This window comes from Streptomyces longisporus (assembly GCF_039532765.1).
GTDB classification, from domain to species: domain Bacteria; phylum Actinomycetota; class Actinomycetes; order Streptomycetales; family Streptomycetaceae; genus Streptomyces; species Streptomyces longisporus.
In genome coordinates, this window is the sequence record NZ_BAAASG010000002.1 from 476318 (window position 1) to 495093 (window position 18776).

Sequence of the window (18776 nt, forward strand, 5' to 3'; positions counted from 1 at the left end):
GTGCCGCGTCACCCGATCAGGTTTAACGGGATGCGTTCTGGCCACTCAGGACATCACCACCGGTAGCCCCGGCCGGAGGAAGGGGTGGTCCCCATGTCACGGCTGGCCGCCTGGCACCGGCTGGGGCTTGCCGAGTTGCACCGGCGCGGTAACGAGCTGGAGTTGATGCACCGGTCGATGGGGTTCGCGACGCTCGCCCTGGTCACTCTGGCGCCGCTGCTGATCGTGGTGGCCGCCGCGGATCCGCTGGGGCACGGGGGCTTCGCGGGGTGGCTGGTGGACGGCATGGCTCTGAACGGCCGGTCCGCCGACGCGCTCGCACATGTGTTCGGTCCGACCCGCAAGGTGATCAGCACCACCAGCGCGCTGAGCGTCGCGCTGCTCGCGTTCTTCGGCATGTCCTTCGCCTCGAGCGTGCAGAACGGCTATGAGCGGATCTGGAGGACGGCCGCCGCTCCGTGGCACCACCTCTGGCGGCACGCGATCTGGCTGATCATGCTGATGGCGTACCTGTACGCCCAGGTGCAGACCCGCAGCGTGCTGGAGGGCCCCTCCCGCATCCTGCTCAGCATGGGGGTCGGCGTGCTGTTCTTCTGGTGGGGACCGCACTTCCTGCTCAGCCGCCAGGTCCCCTGGCGTTATCTGCTGCCCGGTGCGCTCGCCACGATGGCGGGCCTGGTCGGCCTGCGCGGCTTCTCGTATCTGGTCTTCACCCCGCTCCTGGTCACCAACGCGATCAGCTACGGCCCGGTCGGCACGGTCCTGGTCGTGGAGTCCTGGCTGGTCGGAGTGGGGTTCGTCGTCTACGGCGGTGCGCTGGTGGGGCGGCTCATCTGCGAGTGGCTCGGACACCTCGACGAGCCGCCGGACCCGCCCGGCCGGACGGCACGGGCGCCGACGGACCGCGGGCAGGGGCCCTCGGCCCTGCGCTCCTAGCCCGGGACCATGGGCGAGGGCCCGGCCGCTCCCCTGCGACCGGGCCCTCTCCACACGGGTTCAGCGGTGGCTGAACCAGCTCGTGGCCGTGGTGGCCTTGTTGTCGTAGTCGAAGAGGGCCTGGTTCTCCCAGCCGTTGCCGGAGGTGGGGTCGGTCGGGTCCCAGCCGTTGCCGGTGACCGCGGTCCAGGTCGCCTCCCAGTAGAAGACGCCGAGGCCCTTGTTGCCGGGGACGGCCTCCACGATGTTCGCGACGGCGTTCATCCAGGCAAGCTGGCCCGCCTGGGTGGCCGGGTAGCCGGAGACGAGTTCGCCGGTGGTGTCGATCTGGTTGGTGAGCGAGTCCTTGCTGTCCAGCCGGAACGGGTAGGCCGTCTCGGCGATGAACACCGGCTTGCCGTAGCGGGAGACCACGTCGTCCAGGGTGGTCTGCGCGGCGGCGAGCGAGCCGTGCCAGTAGCCGTAGTACGACAGACCGATCACGTCGTAGTTGATGCCGTACGTCTTGGCGTTGTCGAACCACCAGCGGACCGTGGAGTCGTCACCGGCGTTGGCGAGGTGCAGCGCGACCTGGGTGCCGGCGGAGACGGCCTTGACGGCGCTGTAGCCGGAGTTGATCAGGCCGGCGAGCTGCGACCAGTTGTCCGTGGAGCCCTCGGACCACAGCATGCCGGCGTTGATCTCGTTGCCGACCTGGACCATGTCGGCCGTGGTGCCCTGGGCCTTGAGCGCGTTCAGCACGTCGTACGTGTGGTTGTACACGTCCGTCTTGAGTTGACTGTACGAGTGCCCCGACCACGCGGCGGGCTTGCTCTGGGCGCCCGGGTCGGCCCAGGTGTCCGAGTAGTGGAAGTCGACCAGCAGCTTCATGCCGGCCGCCTTGATGCGCTTGGCCATGGCCAGCACGCGCGTCTCGTTGTTGTAGCCGTCGGCGGGGTTGACCCACACCTTCAGGCGGGCGTAGTTCATGCCGGCGTTCTTGAGGATGGTGACCGCGTCGCCGGTGGTGCCGGAGCTGGTCCTGTAGACGCCGCCGAGGGCCTCGCTCTTGGCGAGGGAGGAGATGTCGGCACCCTTGATGGACAGGCCGGTGGAGCCGGATGCGAAGCTCAGGTCGTCAACATTGATCCAGTTGCCCGCGTTCGCGTCACTGTTGATGCTGACCGTGCACTGGTTGTTGGTCACATTGATCGACGTGACGATCCGGACCCAGCTACTGGTGGACACCGGCAGATCGGTGCGCTGGTCCGGGCTGCCGCAGTTCTTCAGGGCTATGTAGGCCGAGTTCTGACCGCCGCTGGAGCGGACCCAGGCGGTGAGGGTGTAGGTGCCGTTGGTCAGCCCCGACAAGTACTGGTACGTCTCGACCTTGTAGGCGGAGGCGGAGTAGTGGGACAGCCGGTAGCTGCCGCTGTGGCCACCGGACTCGGTGTACGAGGCGGCGTTCTGGCCGGCTGCCGAGTACGTCGACCAGCCGGCCGGCGTGGCGGTGCCGGTGCCGTCGGACTCGAAGCCGCCGTTGGTCAGGGTGCCGGCGGCCTGTGCGCCGGGTGCGGGCAGGGCGACCAGGGCGAGCCCGGCCGCCAGCGGCAGCAGCAGGGCCCTGAGGGTGCGTCTGGGATGGAACATCGTCGTCCGTCGTCCCTTCGACGAATGGGAATGGGGAGGTCCCTGAGGATGGGGTGTCCCTCCGGTGGGTGCTTGAGGGAGGGCCCCTCCGCCCACGGCTCTCGTGGCACACGCGGGCGGAGGGGAGTCGGTTCAGCCGTCGAGTCGGACGACCCGGACGGCTCCCGCGGGCACTTCGAGGCGGCCCGCGGCGCGTTCGCCGGTCAGCAGCTCGGTGCCGTGCGACTCCAGCGGCACCTTGGCGTCCGAGGCGGTGTGGTTGATGGCGAACAGATAGCTGCCCGACTCGCCGGTGCGCAGCACCACTTCGACGTCCCGGGGCAGGTCGGCGCGCGGGGCGATGCGGGCGTCCTCGATCGCCCGGCCGAGCAGGGCGTCCAGGCCCTGCGCGCCGAGGCGGGTGGAGACGTACCAGGCGGTGCCCTCGCCGAGGCGGTGGCGGGTGACGGCGGGGTGGCCCGCGGTCAGGCCGTCGGCGTAGGTCCACACGGTCTCGGCACCCTGCGGGACGACGAACTCCGTCCACACGTCGCCGCTGAGCTCGCAGCCGTCCGGGCCGCCGATGCGCACCGCCTGGCCCTGCAGCAGCGGTGAGAACTCCTCGACCGTCAGGCCGAGCACGTCCCTGAGCGCGCCGGGGTAGGCGCCTTCGTGCACGGCGTCGTGCTCGTCGACGATGCCCGAGAAGTACGAGACGACGAGGGTGCCGCCGCCTTCGACGTACTCCTTGAGGTTGTTGCCGGCCGCCTCCGTCATCAGATACAGGGCGGGCACGACGACAAGGGGATAGGCCGACAAGTCGGCTTCCGGGTGGGCGAAGTCGACCGTGAGGTGACGGTCGTAGAGGGTCTCGTAGAAGGCGTCGGCGCGTTCACGCGCGTCGTGGTCCTCGGTGGGGCGCCACTGGAGGTTCTGCGCCCACCAGGAGTGCCAGTCCCACAGGACGGCGGCATCGGCCCGGGTGCGGGTGGAGCGGAGCTGGCTCAACGAGTCGAGAGCGGCGCCCAGTTCGACGACCTCGCGCCACACCCGGGTCTCGGTGCCGCCGTGCGGGAGCATCGCCGAGTGGAACTTCTCGGCGCCGCGCCGTGACTGGCGCCACTGGAAGAACATCGCGCCGTCGGAGCCGCGGGCCACGTGGGCGAGGGAGTTGCGGGCCATCTGACCGGGGGCCTTGGCGGGGTTGCGGGGCTGCCAGTTGACGCCCGAGGTGGAGTGTTCGAGCAGCAGCCAGGGGGCGCCGCCGGCGACGGAGCGGGTGAGGTCGGCGGCCATCGCGAGATTGACGTGGGTGCGCCGGCCGTCGGTGATCAGGTAGTGGTCGTTGGTGACGAGGTCGACCTCGCGGCCCCAGGCCCAGTAGTCGACGGAGTCGCACTGACTGAGGGCGGTCATGAAGTTCGTCGTGACCGGGATGCCGGGCGAGAGGCGGTGCAGGATGTCCCGCTCCATGCGGAAGTTCTCGCGCATGGTGGCGTCGGCGAAGCGCTTGTAGTCGAGCGCCTGGGCCGGGTTGACGGCGGTCGGGGTGGCGCGCGGCGGGTTGATCTGCTCGAAGTCCGTGTAGCGCTGGCCCCAGAAGGCCGTGCCCCAGGCCGCGTTGACGGCTTCGACGCTCTCGTACGTGGCCCCGAGCCAGCGGCGGAAGTGGGCGGCGCAGGAGTCGCAGTAGCAGGCCGAGACCGGGACGCCGTACTCGTTGTGCACGTGCCACATCGCCACGGCCGGGTGGTTGCCGTAGCGCTCGGCGAGCCGGGTGGTGATGCCGGCGGCGGCCGCGCGGTAGTCGGCGTTGCTGTGACAGATGGCGGCGCGGGAGCCGAACTCGTGGCGCACGCCCTCGGCGGTCACGGGGAGGGCCTCGGGGTGGGCCCGGTAGAACCAGACCGGCGGGCAGACGGTGGGTGTGCCCAGGTCGGCTCGGATGCCGTGCTCGTGCAGCAGGTCGAGCAGGCGGTCCAGCCAGCCGAAGTCGTACGCCCCGGGTGAGGGCTCCAGCAGCGCCCAGGAGAAGATCCCGACACTCACCATGGTGACGCCGGCCTCCCGCATCAGCCGCACGTCCTCGTGCCAGATGCTTTCCGGCCACTGCTCGGGGTTGTAGTCCCCGCCGAAGGCGAGCCTGGTGAGGCCCCTGGGGCTGGTCTCCGGCATGGATCTCTCCCGTTTCATCGATCATTTGGGAACGTGCACACACAGCGGCGGCGGTGTGAGCCCAACACAACCGCACAGCAACAACCATTGACAAGTGTCCGGGATGTTTCTCTACTGTGAACGCTCACAGACAGCGTCCCAGCTCCTCGCGACGGGCGGGGACCGGGCTCCTGTGATTCGCATGGCAGGTTTCCGCACCAGGCGGGGACCCAGGTCAGGGGAGAGATCCATGCCCAACACGAAGCGCGGCCGGCTCAGTCGAGTGGCAGCATCCACCATCGCCGTCGTCCTCGGCGCCACCGCCCTCGCCGCCTGTGGCTCGTCCGGCTCGGACAGCAGGACCGAGTCGGGTCCGGTCTCGCTGACGTACTGGACCTGGACGCCCGGCATGGACAAGGTCGTGGACCTGTGGAACAAGGGTCCGGGCAAGAAGGACCAGATCACGGTCACGGTGAAGAAGCAGGCGTCCGGCGACTCGCTGATCACCAAGATCCTCACGGCGCACAAGGCCAAGAAGGCGCCCGACCTGGTGCAGGCCGAATACCAGGCGCTGCCGACGCTGGTCAGCAATGACGCACTGGCCGACATATCGAAGGACGTCGGCGACACCAGGAGCAAGTTCGCCGACGGGGTGTGGCAGCAGACCACCCTGGGCACGGACGCGGTCTACGCGATCCCGCAGGACATCGGGCCGATGATGTTCTACTACCGCGCCGACCTGTTCAAGAAGTACGGCCTGACGGTTCCCACCACCTGGGAGCAGTTCGCCCAGACGGCCCGCGCGCTGAAGAAGAAGGCCCCGGACAAGGACCTCACCACCTTCTCCGCCAACGACTCCGGCCTCTTCGCGGGCCTTGCCCAGCAGGCCGGCGCCAAGTGGTGGACGACCTCCGGCAGCAAGTGGAAGGTCGGCATCGACGACGCGGCCACCAAGAAGGTCGCCGACTTCTGGGGCGGCCTGGTCAAGGAGGGCGCCATCGACAACCAGCCGATGTACACCCCGGCCTGGAACAAGGCGCTCGACACCGGCAAGCAGATCGCCTGGGTCTCCGCCGTGTGGGCGCCGGGCACGCTCACCACCGCCGCGCCCGACACCAAGGGCAAGTGGGCCATGGCCCCGCTCCCCCAGTGGTCCGCGGGCGAGAACGTCACCGGCAGCTGGGGCGGTTCCTCCACCGCCGTCACCACGGACTCCGCCCACCAGGCGGCCGCCGCCAAGTTCGCCGCCTGGCTGAACACCGACGGTTCCGCGCTGCAGGCGCTGGCCAAGGAGAGCGGCATCTACCCGGCCGCGACGAACGCCCAGACCAGCGGCGCCTTCGCGCAGCCGCCGACCTACTTCTCCAACCAGTCGGACTTCTACACCAAGGCCGCCGCGATCGCGAAGACGACGGCGCCCTCCGCCTGGGGCCCGAACGTGAACGTCGCCTACACGACCTTCAACGACGCCTTCGGTGCCGCCGCGAAGAACAAGTCGGACTTCACCGCCGCCCTGGCCAAGATGCAGGAGGCCACGGTCGCCGACCTCAAGAAGCAGGGCTTCGAGGTCTCCGAGTGACCACCGCACGCCGCAGGTCGTACGGGGTCAAGGGGGCCCCGTACGCCTTCCTCGCACCCGCCTCGCTCCTCTTCGCCCTGTTCTTCGCGCTGCCCATCGGCTACGCGGTCTACCTCAGCTTCCGCAAGGTGCACGTCTCCGGGCTGGGCCTGGGCGCGAACGCCCGGAAGGAGGTCTGGGCCGGCCTGCAGAACTACACCGACGCCCTCACCGACAACGAACTGCTGAACGGGGCGCTGCGCGTCCTCGGCTACGGCTGCATCGTGGTGCCGGTGATGCTCGGCCTCGCCCTGCTGTTCGCGCTGATGCTCGACTCGGACAAGGTGCGGTTCGCGCCGTTCACCCGGCTCGCGATCTTCCTGCCGTACGCCATCCCCGGCGTGGTGGCGGCCCTGATGTGGGGCTTCCTGTACCTGCCGGACGTCAGCCCCTTCTACTACCTGCTCGAGAAGCTGCACATGCCGCAGCCCGATCTGCTCGACGGCGGCCCGCTGTATCTCGCCATGGCGAACATCGCGGTATGGGGCGGCACCGGCTTCAACATGATCGTCATCTACACCTCACTGCAGTCCATCCCGGCCGAGGTGTACGAGGCGGCGAAGCTGGACGGCGCCACCCCGCTGCAGATCGCCCTGCGGATCAAGATTCCGATGGTGGCGCCCTCGCTGGTGCTGACCTTCTTCTTCTCGATCATCGCGACGCTGCAGGTGTTCAACGAGCCGACCACCCTCAAGCCGCTGACCAACTCCCTGCCGCTGACGTGGAGTCCGCTGATGAACGTGTACCAGGACGCGTTCCGCAAGGGTGACATCTACCAGGCCGCCGCCGAGGCCGTGATCATCGCCCTCGCCACGCTCGTCCTGTCCTTCGGCTTCCTGCGGGCCGCGAACCGTCGTCAGAAGCAGGAGGCGGCACGATGAGTTCTCTCGCCGTACAGAAGGTCCCGTCGGCGGCCGGCACCACCGGTGCGGCCCAGGGGCGTCCGCCGCTGCGCCGCCGGATCGCTCTGGTCCCGACGATCACGCTGGTGCTCGGCGCGGTCTACACGCTGCTGCCGGTGGCGTGGGTGATCATCGCGTCCACCAAGTCGGGCCGCGAGCTGTTCTCCACGTTCACGTTCCTGCCGGGTACCGGCTTCACCGAGAACATCAAGGAGCTCAACGCCTACCGCGACGGCGTGTACTGGAAGTGGATGGGCAACTCCGCCCTGTACGCCGGTCTCGGCGCGCTGCTGTCCACGGTGGTGTCGTCCTTCAGCGGCTACGCGCTGGCGACCTACCGCTTCCGCGGCCGCGAGACGATGTTCAACATCCTGCTCGCGGGTGTGCTGATGCCGCCGATCATCCTCGCCATCCCGCAGTACCTGCTGCTGGCCAAGGCCGACCTCACGGACTCCTATCTGTCCGTGATGCTGCCGCAGATCCTCTCCCCCTACGGCGTCTACCTCGCCCGCATCTACGCGGCCGCGGCCGTCCCGGGCGATGTGGTGGAGGCCGGGCGGATGGACGGGGCGAGCGAGTGGCGGATCTTCACCCGGGTCGCGCTGCCGATGATGGTGCCCGGCCTGGTGACGGTGTTCCTGTTCCAGTTCGTGGCGATCTGGAACAACTTCCTGCTGCCGTACATCATGCTCAGCGACGACGAGAAGTTCCCGATCACGCTCGGTCTGTACACGCTGCTGGAGCAGGGTTCCAACCAACCCGCGCTGTACACCCTGGTGATCACGGGTGCGTTCCTCGCGGTGCTCCCGCTGATCGCGCTGTTCCTGGTCATCCAGCGCTTCTGGAGCCTCGATCTGCTCTCCGGGGCCGTAAAGTCATGACCATGAGCAACACGGGGGGCCGACGCAGACCGCCGACGATCCACGACGTGGCCCGCGAGGCGGGTGTCTCACGGGGCACCGTCTCGCGGGTGCTCAACGGCGGGCACTACGTCAGTCCGTCCGCCCAGGAGGCGGTCAACGCCGCGATCCGCAAGACGGGTTACGTCGTGAACCGGCACGCCCGTTCGCTGATCACCGGGCGTTCGGACTCGGTCGGCTTCCTGCTGACGGAACCTCAGGAGCGGTTCTTCGAGGACCCGAACTTCAACGTCCTGCTGAGCGCGTGCACCCAGGCGCTGGCCGCGCACGACATCCCGCTGCTGCTGATGCTGGCGGGCACCGAGGACGAACGGCGGCGCATAACGCGGTACATCACGGCCGGGCACGTCGACGGGGTGCTGCTGGTCTCCAGCCACTCCGGGGACCCGGTCGCCGAGCAGCTGCGCGAGGCGGGTGTGCCCCTCGTCCAGTGCGGCAAGCCCATGGGGCTCGGATCCAAGGTGAGTTATGTGGCCGCGGACGACCGGGACGGCGCCCGTGACATGGTGCGCCACCTGCTGTCGCGGGGGCGCCGCCGGATCGGCATGGTGAGCGGCCCGCTGGACACCCCGGGCGGTGTCGATCGCCTCGCCGGCTACAAGGAGGTGCTCACGGAGGCGGGCGTCGAGATCGACGAGCGGCTCATCGTCTCCGGCGACTACAGCCGGGCCAGCGGCGAGGCGGGCTGCGAACGGCTGCTGGCTCAGGCCCCGGACATGGACGCCGTGTTCGTGGCCTCCGACCTGATGGCACAGGGCGCTCTGACGGCGCTGCGCCGGGCGGGCCGCCGGGTGCCCGAGGACGTGTCCGTGGGCGGCTTCGACGACTCCGTCGCGGCGACGGAGGCCATCCCCGCCCTCACCACGATCCGCCAGCCCTACGACCGCATCAGCTCCGAGATGGTACGGGTGCTGCTGGCGCAGATCGGCGGCGAGGACCCGGCGGCGGTGATTCTGCCGACGGAGCTGGTGAAGCGGGACTCGACGTAAGAACCTGTGGAGGACGCGCCGGTCGGCGATACGGCCACCGGCGCACCTCGGCCCCGGCCCCCCGGTCAACCGATCAGGATCGAAGAAGCCGATCCCCCCTCCCCCGCCCTAGCGTGAAAGCACCGACGAAAGCCGTCGGCCCACTACTGCGGAGGAGCACACCATGACCGCCGGCCTCAAGACGATCATCTACCCCGTCAAGGACATCGCCCGGGCGAAGGCCCTCTTCAGCGCCCTGCTGCAGGTGGAGCCGTACGCGGATGCGCCGTACTACGTCGGCTTCAAGGACGCCGGACAGGACGTCGGCCTCGACCCCAACGGACACGCGAAGGGCCTCACCGGACCGGTGCCGTACTGGCACGTCGACGACATCAGGGGCCGGCTCGCCGCCCTGGTGGACGCGGGTGCGGAGGTGGTGCAGGACGTCCAGGACGTCGGCAACGGCCGCCTGATCGCCTCGCTGAAGGACGCCGACGGCAATCTGGTCGGGCTGCTCCAGGACCCGCCCGCCTGACCGCCGCCCGGCTGCATGCATCCGCATTCATTGCACAGTCAACCAATGGCTGATTCGGTGTTACCGTGCAGGTATGGCAGTGAAGACGGCCGAGTCCCGGCTCGAGGAGAGATGGCGCGACATCCTCTCCGTGCATGCCCGCACGATGTGCGAGATCGACCGGGTCCTGCACCCGCACGGCCTGGGCGCGAGCGATTTCGAGGTGCTCGACATCCTCGCGTCCGAGGCCCCCGGCCAGGGCGACCAGTGCCGGGTGCAGAACCTCGCGGGACGGGTCCATCTCAGCCAGAGCGCGCTGTCCCGGCTCATCGGCCGACTGGAGAAGGACGGCCTGGTGGAGCGTTCCGTCTGCGCGGAGGACCGGCGCGGGGTGTATGTCGCCCTGACGGGCAAGGGCCGTGACCTGCACACCGAGGTGCTGCCGCTGCAGCGCGAGGTGCTGGCCCGGCTGCTGGGCGGCCGGGCCGCGGCCCACGGTTCTTCCTAGAGCCCGTGTCGAGCTCTCGGCGTCACAGCTGTGCGGCCGTCTGCTCCCCGGCCGCGCTGCCTGCGAGCCACTCGGACCAGCTCAGGTTGAAGGCGGCGTAGCCGTTGTCGGCGGAGGCCTTGCCACGGGGCGAGCCGGTGACGGTGACCGGGTCGCCCTGCTTGACCTGGCCGTAGAACCACTTGGCGTCCGACATGGACAGATGGACGCAGCCGTGCGAGCCGCGGGCGCTGCCGCTGCCCGGGTTGGGGTCGCCGGTCGAGTAGTGCACGTAGGTGCCGGACTGGGTCAGGTGGACGTCCCAGGGCAGCGTCAGGTCGTAGAAGTTCGGGCTGCTCTTGTCGCAGCTGATGCCGACGCTGCAGGAGGTCATGTGGACCTTCTCCTGCTTGTCGATGACGGCCATCGTGCCGTCCCACGTCGGGTACTGGGCGCTGCCCGCATTGATCGACAGGGTGCGCACCAGCTTGCCGTTCCGGGTCACCTTCATGGTGTGGCCGGTCACGGATACGTCCGCGCGCACGTCGTCGCCGACGGTGAAGGTGTGCGTGTAGCCGTGCACGCCGTAGCGCCCGTTGCCGTTGCTGATGCCCTTCAGGTCGGCGTCGATCTTCACCTTCGTGCCGGAGGGCCAGTACGTCTTCGGCCGCCAGTCGGCGCGCCGGTCGCCCATCCAGTGCCAGGCGCCGACCACCGGCTGCGAGGCGCTCACCTTCATGTGCTTCTCGACGGTGGCCCGCGCCTTGGCCGCCACCGGGTTCGAGAAGATCACCGAGATCGGCATGGCCACGCCGACCGTGGTTCCCGTCTGCGGGGTGATCGTGTCCAGCAGCATCGGCGGACCCGCGGGCTTCGTCGGTGACGGCGAGGCACTCGCGCTCGCCTTGCCCGCCTTTCCGTCGTCCGCACTCGCCTTGCTGCTGCCGGCTCCACCGCAGGCACTCGTACCCGCCAGCACCGCGACCGTGACGAGTGCGATCCCTATGCCCTTGCGCCGTCCCACGACCTGCCCCGCTCTCTCGCTCCTCGGCCCTGAGGGGCCTGCTTCCCTGTCAGACAGTTACGACACGGGCGGCAGTTGCATCAGGCGGGCAGATCTTTAGTGATCCATGTCACGCCGGCGCGGACCCTCGCAGCATGAACGCGATCACGTCGTCGAGCCCGTGCTCGTCCACCTCGGGGGGCAGCATGCCGGTCACCGCGAGGTCGGCGTAGCCGTGCAGGGCCGCGAACACCGGAAGGCCGACGCGTTCCATCGGGCCCTGCCGCACCTCGCCCTGGGCCTGTCCCTCGCCGATCAGCCGGACGACCAGGTCCGACCAGCGCTGCTCGGCCTCGCGCAGCGCGTCGGAGGCACCCGGATCATGCTTGATCGAGTACATCAGGTCGAGCAGCTCGGCGTTGTCCCGGGCGAAACCCACATACGCCCGGACCATCGCGTCGAGCCTCTTGGCGAACGCCTCTCCGACGCCCTCCTGCGAGGCCCCGAGAACGGCGGTGAGCCGCTCGAATCCGGTCAGCGCGAGCGCGTCCAGCAGTGCCTGCTTGTCCTTGAAGTGGCGGCTCGGCGCGGCATGGCTGACGCCGAGGTCGCGGGCGAGTTCGCGCAGGGACAGCGCGGTGGGCCCCTTCTCGCGGAGCGTGTCCTCGGCACGGGTCAGCAGGGCGGCGCGGAGATCTCCGTGGTGGTAGCGGCGGTTGCGGGTGTGCATGAGCGTCAGTGTATCGGTCATGTTTGTGCCGCCTACATTGTTGTCACCGTCACCATTGTTGTCATTGACAGCATTGTTGGCGCCGCCTACATTGGCGGTCATGACTACTTCACCGAGCAAGTGGAACGTGACCGACATCCCCGACCAGACCGGCCGCACCGCCGTCGTGACCGGCGCCAACAGCGGACTCGGCATCGCCACCGTCGAGGCACTGGCCGGCGCCGGCGCACATGTGGTGCTCGCCGTACGGGACGTGCAGCGCGGCGAGGCCGCCGCCGCGGGCGTGCGAGGCAGCGTGGAGGTGCGCCGGCTCGACCTCGCCGATCTCGCCTCGGTGCGCGAGTTCGCCACCGGCTGGCAGGGCGGGCTCGATCTGCTGATCAACAACGCCGGTGTCATGAACATCCCGGAGTCCACCACCAAGGACGGCTTCGAGATGCAGTTCGGCACCAATCACCTGGGCCACTTCGCCCTGACGAACCTGCTGCTCCCGCACATCACCGACCGGGTGGTGACGGTGTCCTCCGGTGCGCACAAGATGCCGGGCAGCCCGCGCATCCACTTCGACAACCTCAACCTCACCGGCGAGTACGCGCCCATCACGGCGTACAGCCAGTCCAAGCTGGCCAACCTGCTCTTCACCCTCGAACTGCAGCGCCGCCTCGCCGAGTCGGGCTCGTCCGTACGCGCCCTGGCCGCCCACCCCGGCTATGCCGCGACGAACCTCCAGAGCCATGACGGCAGTGCACTGCGCCGCGCCCTGATGCGGGTCGGCAACCGTTTCATGGCCCAGGACAGCAGGGCGGGCGCGCTGCCCACGCTGTACGCCGCCGTGCAGGACCTGCCCGGTGCGAGCTACGTCGGCCCGGACGGCCTCGGCGAGATGCGCGGCGCCCCGACCCTGGTCGGCCGCTCGGCGGCGGCCAGCGACCCGGCGACCGCCCGCCGTCTGTGGACGGTCTCCGAGGAGCTCACCGGGGTGGCCTTCCCGCAGCCGGCTTCGGTCCCGGCCTAGCCCGCCATCAGGTCGTTCTCGACGGCGGGCGCCACCCTGTCGAACCAGACCTGCGTCTGCGCAGGTTCGAGAACGCGGTCCAGTTCGAGCGTGGGCGTCATGTGCTCGAAGACGCGGCCGACTCCCATGCCGAAGCTGCCGTTGGGCGGGTGCAGGACGAGCACGCGGGTGCCGTCGAGCGGTTCGACGTCGGCGGGGATGCCCTCGGGGTACACGTATGCGCCATGGCCGTCGAAGAGCCGGAAGCGCCGTATCGCGGGGTCGCCGGCACCCAGGCCGGGATCCCCCGCGGTTGCCGCCTCGACCCACGTGCGCGCCGGGCGCTCCCCCGCCACCAACCCCTGCTCGGGATCGCCTATCAACCGGTCGGCGAGGAGGGTGTGCAGTTGGAAGTTGTCCCCGATGCCGCCCATCGTCAGGGCGTACCCCCTGCGGGTGCGGGGGTCCAGGACGAGCAGCGGCTCGTCGTCGAGGACCGCGGCCAACTGCCCCACCCAGGCGGCGCGTTGTGAACGGTCGGCGACCGCGGCGGCGTGCTCGCGCAGTTCGGCCTTGACCGGGGCGGCGACGGCTGTCCGGAAGGGGCCGCGGGCGAGGAGTGTGATCAGTGCCTTGAGCCAGTCCTCCATGTCGAACCAGGACATGGCCATGCGGGTCAGGAACCCTTCGTCGGCGCCCTGCCGGGCCAGCTTGCCGAGGGTCTTCACCAGCCGGTCGGTGCTCGCGCTCACCGGCTCCGGCAGCGGTCTCCACCGGGTCGCCCCGGCCCAGAATTCAGGCAGCGCCGCATTGAGCATCATGGCTTCCGAGGCCCGTTGCGGCAGGACGTCGACCAGGGCCATGGGCGAGCCGCCCCATTCCACGCACGCCCCCGCCAGCACGGCTGTCTTGGCGTAGTCGCCCTGCAGGCCGCGCAGCCACGGGGCAAGGGCCTCGATCACCGCGGTCGCACTCTCGGGGCCGCCGGCGCGGGCGGCCTCGCCGAGCCGGCGCATGGCCTGGTGGTATCCGGGGCCGGAGCGGGACCTCATCTGGGCGACGAGGTCGTCGACGAGCCGGGTGATCTCTGTGGGCACGGCCGCACGCTAGCAAGTGCTCAGGACGGCCCGTGATCAGGGACCGCTGCCCGCCGATGGGTCCGGCTGACCCGGCCGGTCCTCGCCGGGCCTGCGATCCGCCGGTCTGCGGGGCGGGATCGGCGTCGACGCGAAGGCGCGCGGCCCCGTCCACAGGGCGGGTACCGCGTCGCAGCGGTGGCACATCTCGTAGGCGATCGCCTCGTAGTTGACCCGCCAGCCGTGGAAGTGCGGCCAGGCGTCGGCGACGCTGCGTTCGGCGTGGAAGCCCGCCGCCTCCAGCATCGCGACGGCGGCCTCGAACTCGCCGTAGGTGAGGCGCAGGGCGGCGTCCGGCGCAGGATCGGGGTCGAAGGGGAAGCGCTGGACGCGGGCGATGTCGCGCAATGCGGTGAAGCCGGCCCGCAGCACCAGGCGGGCCTCCGGCGGGGCGGTGCGCGGGGTGAGCGCCAACTGTACGGCCGCCGCGTCCATCACGGCGACCAGGCCCACCAGCCAGTGCCGGTAGGGCCGCGGCGAGCGGAACGCCATCAGGACCGGGTACGTGGAGTGGCTCTCGCCGATGTCGGAGGCCAGCCGCTCCCAGGCCCGGTACAGCTCGGGAAGCGCGGTCTCGGTGTCGACGAGCCACTGCCTGGCCAGGATCTCCGGGCCCCAGGCGGGCTCGCCGGCCCGGGACTGCAGCAGGGTCACCTCCAGCTCGCGTCGGTTGTAGGCGGCGTAGAGCGTGGGCAGGTAGGCGATCTGCAGGGCGATCAGGACCGGTCCCGTGGCCGCCGCGACGAAGTCGAGCGCGGACAGTCGCAGCCGGGCGCCGCTGGCGAAGCCGAGGGTGAACAGGCTGGAACCCGCCTCCCGGAAGGAACTGCCCCAGGACAGCCCGGACAGGGCGTGCAGCAGCAGCCCGAAGCCGGCCAGGGCTCCGCCGAGCCAGGTCGCGAGCATGCCGATCAGGATCAGGGGGGCGAGCCAGGTCTGTGCGCGGTCGACGGCGCCGTAGCCGCCGCCTACCTCGGCCAGCCGCAGCAGGCGGCGCAGCACCCACCACAGCCGGTACACCAGCATCGAGTAGAGCCCGCGCGGCACCACCAGGGTCCGCACCACGCTCCCGGCCATGACCGCCAGCAGCAGCCCGCCGGCCACGCCGGAGATCCACGTCATGCGGCCATTGTGGACCGCTCCGGCGTGCGGTGATCAGTTACGACCGGGGAGGCGGAGGGGCCGGGCAGGGCAGGGCGGCCAGCACCGCGCAGACCGTGAGCATGCCGCCGTACACCCGCCCGACCTCGGACACCTCCCGCGCGGCGAGATCACCAGTGCGCCCGCGGAGACGGAAGACCGGCTGGTCGGCCAGATCGGACAGGACGGCCAACACCACGCACACCGTCGACACGCCGCCGCACTCCTGGCGCACGCCCGACCTCGGACACCTCCCGCGCGGCGAGATCATCAGTGCGCCCGCGGAGACGGAAGCCCGGGTGCTCGGCCAGATCGGACAGGGCGGCCAACACCACGCACACCGTCGACACGCCGCCGCACTCCTGGCGCACGCCCGGCCTCGGACACCTCCCGCGCGGCCAGGTCATCAGTGCGCCCGCGAAGACGGAAGCCCGGGTGCTCGGCCAGATCGGACAGGACGGCCAACACCACGCACACCGTCGACACACCGCCGCACTCCTGGCGCACACCCGACCTCGGACACCCCCCGCGCGGCCAGGTCATCAGTGCGCCCGCGAAGACGGAAGCCCGGGTGCTCGGCCAGATCGGACAGGACGGCCAACACCACGCACACCGTCGACACACCGCCGCACTCCTGGCGCACACCCGACCTCGGACACCTCCCACGCGGCCAGGTCATCAGTGCGCCCGCGAAGACGGAAGCCCGGGTGCTCGGCCAGATCGGACAGGACGGCCAACACCACGCACACCGTCGACACACCGCCGCACTCCTGGCGCACACCCGACCTCGGACACCTCCCACGCGGCGAGATCACCAGTGCGCCCGCGAAGACGGAAGACCGGGTGGTCGGCCAGATCGGGCAGAGCGGCCAGCCGCAGACCGGCGGCACGCCGCCGCACTCCTGGCGCCGCGACCTCGGACACCTCCCGCGGTGAGGCCGTGGAGCCTCGCCGTTCTCGGCTGCGGCGGCTCTGGGCGGGCCTGATCGGTCAGCCGGCAGTCGAGCGAACGCGCATGGTTCAGTGGCCGGTCGCTCAGACCACGGTGGAAACGAGCCGGCGCTCGCCCGCGTGCTCCAGGACGGCGACAGGCACCCGTCTGCGGGCGTCCGCCGCGCACGAGAGCCGGGGAACGTCAACGGACTGCTCACCAGGCCCTATGCGGCCCCGAAATCGGGAAGCGTGAGCGTCCCGTCCTCGGCCAGCGGGAATCCGGGGTTGTGGGCGATCTCCCAGGCGTGGCCGTCCGGGTCGACGAAGGCGCCGGAGTAGAAGCCGATGGCGTTGGTGGCCGCAGGCTTGGTGATGGTTCCGCCGGCCCGCTCGACGGTGGCGAGCAGGGCGTCGACCTCCGCCTCCGAGCGGACGTTGTGCGCGAGGGTGATTCCGCCGAAGCCTCCGGCTGCTTGGGGCTCCAGGCCGCAGTCCCGGGCGAGTTTCTCGCGGCTCCAAAGGACCAGCCCCAGACCGCCTGCCTGGAAGAACACGGTCTCCTCGACCTCCTGGCCCCGCCAGCCCAGCGCCTCGTAGAAGCGTTTGGCGCGGGCGAGGTCGGACACTCCCAGCGTGATCAATGTGATGCGCTGTTCCATGCGATCACGTTACTTCGCCCGCCTGCGTCTCACGCATGCGCCGGGGTTCATGAAGCACACCAAGAAATGCCATGATCCGCCGTGTTCTGCGGACGGTCGCCGCGTGTCCGGCAGCGGCGCGGCGGCCGGGGCGGTCGTATCGTCTGCACGGCGACCGCGGGTGCCCGGGCATGAGCGGGGACGGCGCCGTTCATCTCCGGGCCCGGCGCCCTCCCCTGCCTCACTCGCCGACCGTCAGGGCCGGACCAGCAGCGTGCGTACGCCCTCGGAGGTGAGCGTCAGCGGGTGCTCGGACCCGGCGTCGATGCTGAGCGACAGATCATCGGCCGGCCACTGCGAGGCCAGCGCACCGAGCGGCACCAGACGGTAGCGGGAGACGAACGGCAGCAGCCCGGCCATCTCCCCCTCCGAGGTGAACACGGGCACCACCGGGTCGCCGCCCGGCTGCTCCAGGACCGGCAGCGCCACCGCGCTCGGATCGACTGCATCCTCCTGGCTTGCGTCGTCGGGCACGGGAACGAGCACCTCGCTGCCGGCGAGCGTGTCCAGCGCCGCCGTGTCCTCGGTGTTCACCGCCAGCGCGTCCAGCGCCTGACGGGCCGGTGTGGCGGTGTGGTCGTTGGCAGGTATCTCCATGGCAGATCCCCTGGTAGCGGCGGTCGTACGGCCCGCCCGGGACAAGATCGGCACCCGGCACGGTCCTGCTCGCGTACCCGATCCCCACCAGCCCATTCATCCGTTCCCCGGGAATTCACCAGGGTGGTTGCCTCAGGGAATCAGCGGGATGTCCTGCGAGGGCAGCCCGAGGCGGTCGCAGCCGACCCGGCGGGTCAGCGGCTCCGCCATGCCGGCTCCCACATGCGTCCAGTACGTGGCCGCGTCCCGGAAGTAGCGCTGCATCCGCTCGCCGTCGCGGGCGTGCCGGGAGCCGGCCGTGCGGAAGAGGATGCCCTGCAGCACGTCCCAGGCCGCGCGCCCGGCGTTCAGGAACATCAGCGCGAGCCGGTTGTCCTCGACGACGGTGAAGGGGGCCTCGCCGGTGACGTTGCGCCGGCACGTCTCCATCCAGTCCTGCGCGGTCTGCCGCAGCGCCGCATCGGCCATGTCGATGATGCCGAGCGCCTCGCCGAGGTGGCGCTGGTAGTCATGCAGGTCGGCACGGGTACGGTCGGGTTCCAGGGTGAGGGGCCGGGCGGCGACGACCCGGGCGTACTCGTCCGCGGCCGCGTATGCGGTGCCGATCATGATGGCGGCCAGCTCACCGTGGAAGAAGCTCGGCGCCCGCCCTGCGTACATGGGGTTGCCGTGCAGTTCCGAGCCGACGCTGCCGCCCTCGACCGGCAGGTCGAGCAGGAAGGCCTCGCGGGTGAGGTACACCGGGATGCGGGCCTGTTCCATGTGGATGCTGTTGGAGCCGCTGCCGCGCAGGCCGAGCACCCCGTGCCAGTCGTCGAGGACCGTCCACACCGAGCGCGGGGCGACGAACAGCACCGGTGGTCCCGGTGCCTCGCCGGGTGCGGCCGGGGCGCGCAGGGTCTGGCCGACGTAGTGCGTGGAGTAGGGGGCGCCGGAGGAGTACGGCCAGGTGCCGTCCAGGACGACATGGCTCTCGCCGTCGGGCTGTGCGACCCCGACGGGTACGACGGTGGAGGCGGCCCGGAAGTCGCCGTCGGCGCCGAAGATCTCGTCCTGCGCCCGCTCGTCGAAGAGGGTGGCGACCTGGAGCACATGGGCCGCGGTCAGCGAGAGCGCCCATCCGGTGGAGGGGCAGCCGCGGGCGATCTCGGTGACCACGCGGTAGAAGACCGGCAGGCCGAACTCGTAGCCGCCGTAACGCCGTGGCTGAAGCATCCGGTAGAAGCCGGCCTGGAGGAAGTCGTCGTGGGTGTCCTTCGGGTAGTGCGTCAACCGCTCGGTCTCCGGCTGACGTTCGAGCAGGACGGGCCTGAGCGCGACGGCGCGCTCGATGATGTCGTCTTCGGTGAGGTCGGGTTCGGGAACGGCGAGCACGGTGCCTCCTGACGGTGGGGCCGTCGGTCACATCACGCGATAGAGGTGATTGAACACGGCAAAT

The 18776-nt window shown here is 70.2% G+C and carries 18 protein-coding genes; 8 read left to right on the forward strand and 10 right to left on the reverse strand.

Annotated features, from left to right (window positions below):
- The first annotated feature begins 93 nt into the window (after window positions 1–93).
- On the forward strand, window positions 94–936 hold the full coding sequence (locus ABD355_RS03825) for a ribonuclease BN (RefSeq protein WP_344398585.1): 843 nt from the start codon (window positions 94–96) through the stop codon (window positions 934–936).
- Between the two features lie 60 nt (window positions 937–996).
- On the opposite strand, the gene ABD355_RS03830 is transcribed toward ABD355_RS03825, so the two are convergent.
- Window positions 997–2565 (reverse strand): glycosyl hydrolase 53 family protein, encoded by a 1569-nt coding sequence (locus ABD355_RS03830; protein WP_344398586.1) that lies wholly within the window; start codon window positions 2563–2565, stop codon window positions 997–999.
- Window positions 2566–2697: 132 nt separating this feature from the next.
- Window positions 2698–4719, reverse strand: coding sequence for a beta-galactosidase (locus ABD355_RS03835; protein WP_344398587.1), 2022 nt, complete (start codon window positions 4717–4719; stop codon window positions 2698–2700).
- Window positions 4720–4948: 229 nt separating this feature from the next.
- Here ABD355_RS03835 and ABD355_RS03840 point away from each other — a divergent pair, with 229 nt between their 5' ends.
- The 6 genes from ABD355_RS03840 to ABD355_RS03865 all read left to right on the forward strand — a co-directional run bounded on the left by ABD355_RS03840 (window position 4949) and on the right by ABD355_RS03865 (window position 10128).
- The gene (locus ABD355_RS03840) at window positions 4949–6277 is read left to right on the forward strand and encodes an ABC transporter substrate-binding protein (protein ID WP_344398588.1); all 1329 of its coding nucleotides are present in this window, start codon (window positions 4949–4951) and stop codon (window positions 6275–6277) included.
- Window positions 6274–7197 carry a carbohydrate ABC transporter permease gene (locus tag ABD355_RS03845; protein WP_344398589.1) on the forward strand — a complete coding sequence of 308 codons (924 nt, stop codon included), beginning with the start codon at window positions 6274–6276 and terminating at the stop codon, window positions 7195–7197. The genes ABD355_RS03840 and ABD355_RS03845 overlap by 4 nt, the downstream gene beginning before the upstream one ends.
- Window positions 7194–8099, forward strand: coding sequence for a carbohydrate ABC transporter permease (locus ABD355_RS03850; RefSeq protein ID WP_344398590.1), 906 nt, complete (start codon window positions 7194–7196; stop codon window positions 8097–8099). The genes ABD355_RS03845 and ABD355_RS03850 overlap by 4 nt, the downstream gene beginning before the upstream one ends.
- Window positions 8096–9127 carry a LacI family DNA-binding transcriptional regulator gene (locus ABD355_RS03855; protein ID WP_344398591.1) on the forward strand — a complete coding sequence of 344 codons (1032 nt, stop codon included), beginning with the start codon at window positions 8096–8098 and terminating at the stop codon, window positions 9125–9127. Before ABD355_RS03850 ends, ABD355_RS03855 begins: the two co-directional genes overlap by 4 nt.
- A 163-nt stretch (window positions 9128–9290) precedes the next feature.
- On the forward strand, window positions 9291–9641 hold the full coding sequence (locus ABD355_RS03860) for a VOC family protein (RefSeq protein WP_030926708.1): 351 nt from the start codon (window positions 9291–9293) through the stop codon (window positions 9639–9641).
- A gap of 73 nt (window positions 9642–9714) precedes the next feature.
- Window positions 9715–10128: a MarR family winged helix-turn-helix transcriptional regulator gene (locus ABD355_RS03865; RefSeq protein WP_344398592.1), complete on the forward strand. Its 414-nt coding sequence runs from the start codon at window positions 9715–9717 to the stop codon at window positions 10126–10128.
- Window positions 10129–10150: 22 nt separating this feature from the next.
- On the opposite strand, the gene ABD355_RS03870 is transcribed toward ABD355_RS03865, so the two are convergent.
- Window positions 10151–11131 (reverse strand): L,D-transpeptidase, encoded by a 981-nt coding sequence (locus tag ABD355_RS03870; protein WP_344398593.1) that lies wholly within the window; start codon window positions 11129–11131, stop codon window positions 10151–10153.
- Window positions 11132–11240: 109 nt separating this feature from the next.
- The gene (locus ABD355_RS03875) at window positions 11241–11840 is read right to left on the reverse strand and encodes a TetR/AcrR family transcriptional regulator (protein WP_344398594.1); all 600 of its coding nucleotides are present in this window, start codon (window positions 11838–11840) and stop codon (window positions 11241–11243) included.
- 100 nt (window positions 11841–11940) lie between these two features.
- Here ABD355_RS03875 and ABD355_RS03880 point away from each other — a divergent pair, with 100 nt between their 5' ends.
- The gene (locus tag ABD355_RS03880) at window positions 11941–12855 is read left to right on the forward strand and encodes an oxidoreductase (protein ID WP_344398595.1); all 915 of its coding nucleotides are present in this window, start codon (window positions 11941–11943) and stop codon (window positions 12853–12855) included.
- Here ABD355_RS03880 and ABD355_RS03885 read toward each other — a convergent pair.
- From ABD355_RS03885 to ABD355_RS03910, 6 genes are all read right to left on the reverse strand, one after another.
- The gene (locus ABD355_RS03885; RefSeq protein WP_344398596.1) at window positions 12852–13931 is read right to left on the reverse strand and encodes a hypothetical protein; all 1080 of its coding nucleotides are present in this window, start codon (window positions 13929–13931) and stop codon (window positions 12852–12854) included. The two genes, ABD355_RS03880 and ABD355_RS03885, sit on opposite strands and share 4 nt — an antisense overlap.
- Before the next feature lie 36 nt (window positions 13932–13967).
- Complete coding sequence (locus ABD355_RS03890; protein WP_344398597.1) at window positions 13968–15092, reverse strand: hypothetical protein; 1125 nt, start codon at window positions 15090–15092, stop codon at window positions 13968–13970.
- A 37-nt stretch (window positions 15093–15129) separates the two neighbouring features.
- Entirely contained in the window at window positions 15130–15324 is a 195-nt protein-coding gene (locus tag ABD355_RS03895; RefSeq protein WP_344398598.1) for a hypothetical protein, read from the reverse strand.
- A gap of 943 nt (window positions 15325–16267) precedes the next feature.
- Window positions 16268–16702, reverse strand: coding sequence for a VOC family protein (locus ABD355_RS03900; protein WP_344398599.1), 435 nt, complete (start codon window positions 16700–16702; stop codon window positions 16268–16270).
- A 234-nt stretch (window positions 16703–16936) separates the two neighbouring features.
- The gene (locus ABD355_RS03905; RefSeq protein ID WP_344398600.1) at window positions 16937–17338 is read right to left on the reverse strand and encodes an SseB family protein; all 402 of its coding nucleotides are present in this window, start codon (window positions 17336–17338) and stop codon (window positions 16937–16939) included.
- Window positions 17339–17470: 132 nt separating this feature from the next.
- Window positions 17471–18712: an acyl-CoA dehydrogenase family protein gene (locus tag ABD355_RS03910; RefSeq protein WP_344398601.1), complete on the reverse strand. Its 1242-nt coding sequence runs from the start codon at window positions 18710–18712 to the stop codon at window positions 17471–17473.
- Between the last annotated feature and the right edge of the window lie 64 nt (window positions 18713–18776).

What these genes read in the sequence shown, in the direction of transcription:
- ABD355_RS03825 (WP_344398585.1), top strand. Translation starts at nt 94, where the DNA reads ATGTCACGGCTGGCCGCCTGGCACCGGCTGGGGCTTGCCGAGTTGCAC.
- ABD355_RS03830 (WP_344398586.1), bottom strand. Translation starts at nt 2,565, where the DNA reads ATGTTCCATCCCAGACGCACCCTCAGGGCCCTGCTGCTGCCGCTGGCG.
- ABD355_RS03835 (WP_344398587.1), bottom strand. Translation starts at nt 4,719, where the DNA reads ATGCCGGAGACCAGCCCCAGGGGCCTCACCAGGCTCGCCTTCGGCGGG.
- ABD355_RS03840 (WP_344398588.1), top strand. Translation starts at nt 4,949, where the DNA reads ATGCCCAACACGAAGCGCGGCCGGCTCAGTCGAGTGGCAGCATCCACC.
- ABD355_RS03850 (WP_344398590.1), top strand. Translation starts at nt 7,194, where the DNA reads ATGAGTTCTCTCGCCGTACAGAAGGTCCCGTCGGCGGCCGGCACCACC.
- ABD355_RS03855 (WP_344398591.1), top strand. Translation starts at nt 8,096, where the DNA reads ATGACCATGAGCAACACGGGGGGCCGACGCAGACCGCCGACGATCCAC.
- ABD355_RS03860 (WP_030926708.1), top strand. Translation starts at nt 9,291, where the DNA reads ATGACCGCCGGCCTCAAGACGATCATCTACCCCGTCAAGGACATCGCC.
- ABD355_RS03865 (WP_344398592.1), top strand. Translation starts at nt 9,715, where the DNA reads ATGGCAGTGAAGACGGCCGAGTCCCGGCTCGAGGAGAGATGGCGCGAC.
- ABD355_RS03875 (WP_344398594.1), bottom strand. Translation starts at nt 11,840, where the DNA reads ATGCACACCCGCAACCGCCGCTACCACCACGGAGATCTCCGCGCCGCC.
- ABD355_RS03880 (WP_344398595.1), top strand. Translation starts at nt 11,941, where the DNA reads ATGACTACTTCACCGAGCAAGTGGAACGTGACCGACATCCCCGACCAG.
- ABD355_RS03890 (WP_344398597.1), bottom strand. Translation starts at nt 15,092, where the DNA reads ATGACGTGGATCTCCGGCGTGGCCGGCGGGCTGCTGCTGGCGGTCATG.
- ABD355_RS03900 (WP_344398599.1), bottom strand. Translation starts at nt 16,702, where the DNA reads ATGGAACAGCGCATCACATTGATCACGCTGGGAGTGTCCGACCTCGCC.
- ABD355_RS03905 (WP_344398600.1), bottom strand. Translation starts at nt 17,338, where the DNA reads ATGGAGATACCTGCCAACGACCACACCGCCACACCGGCCCGTCAGGCG.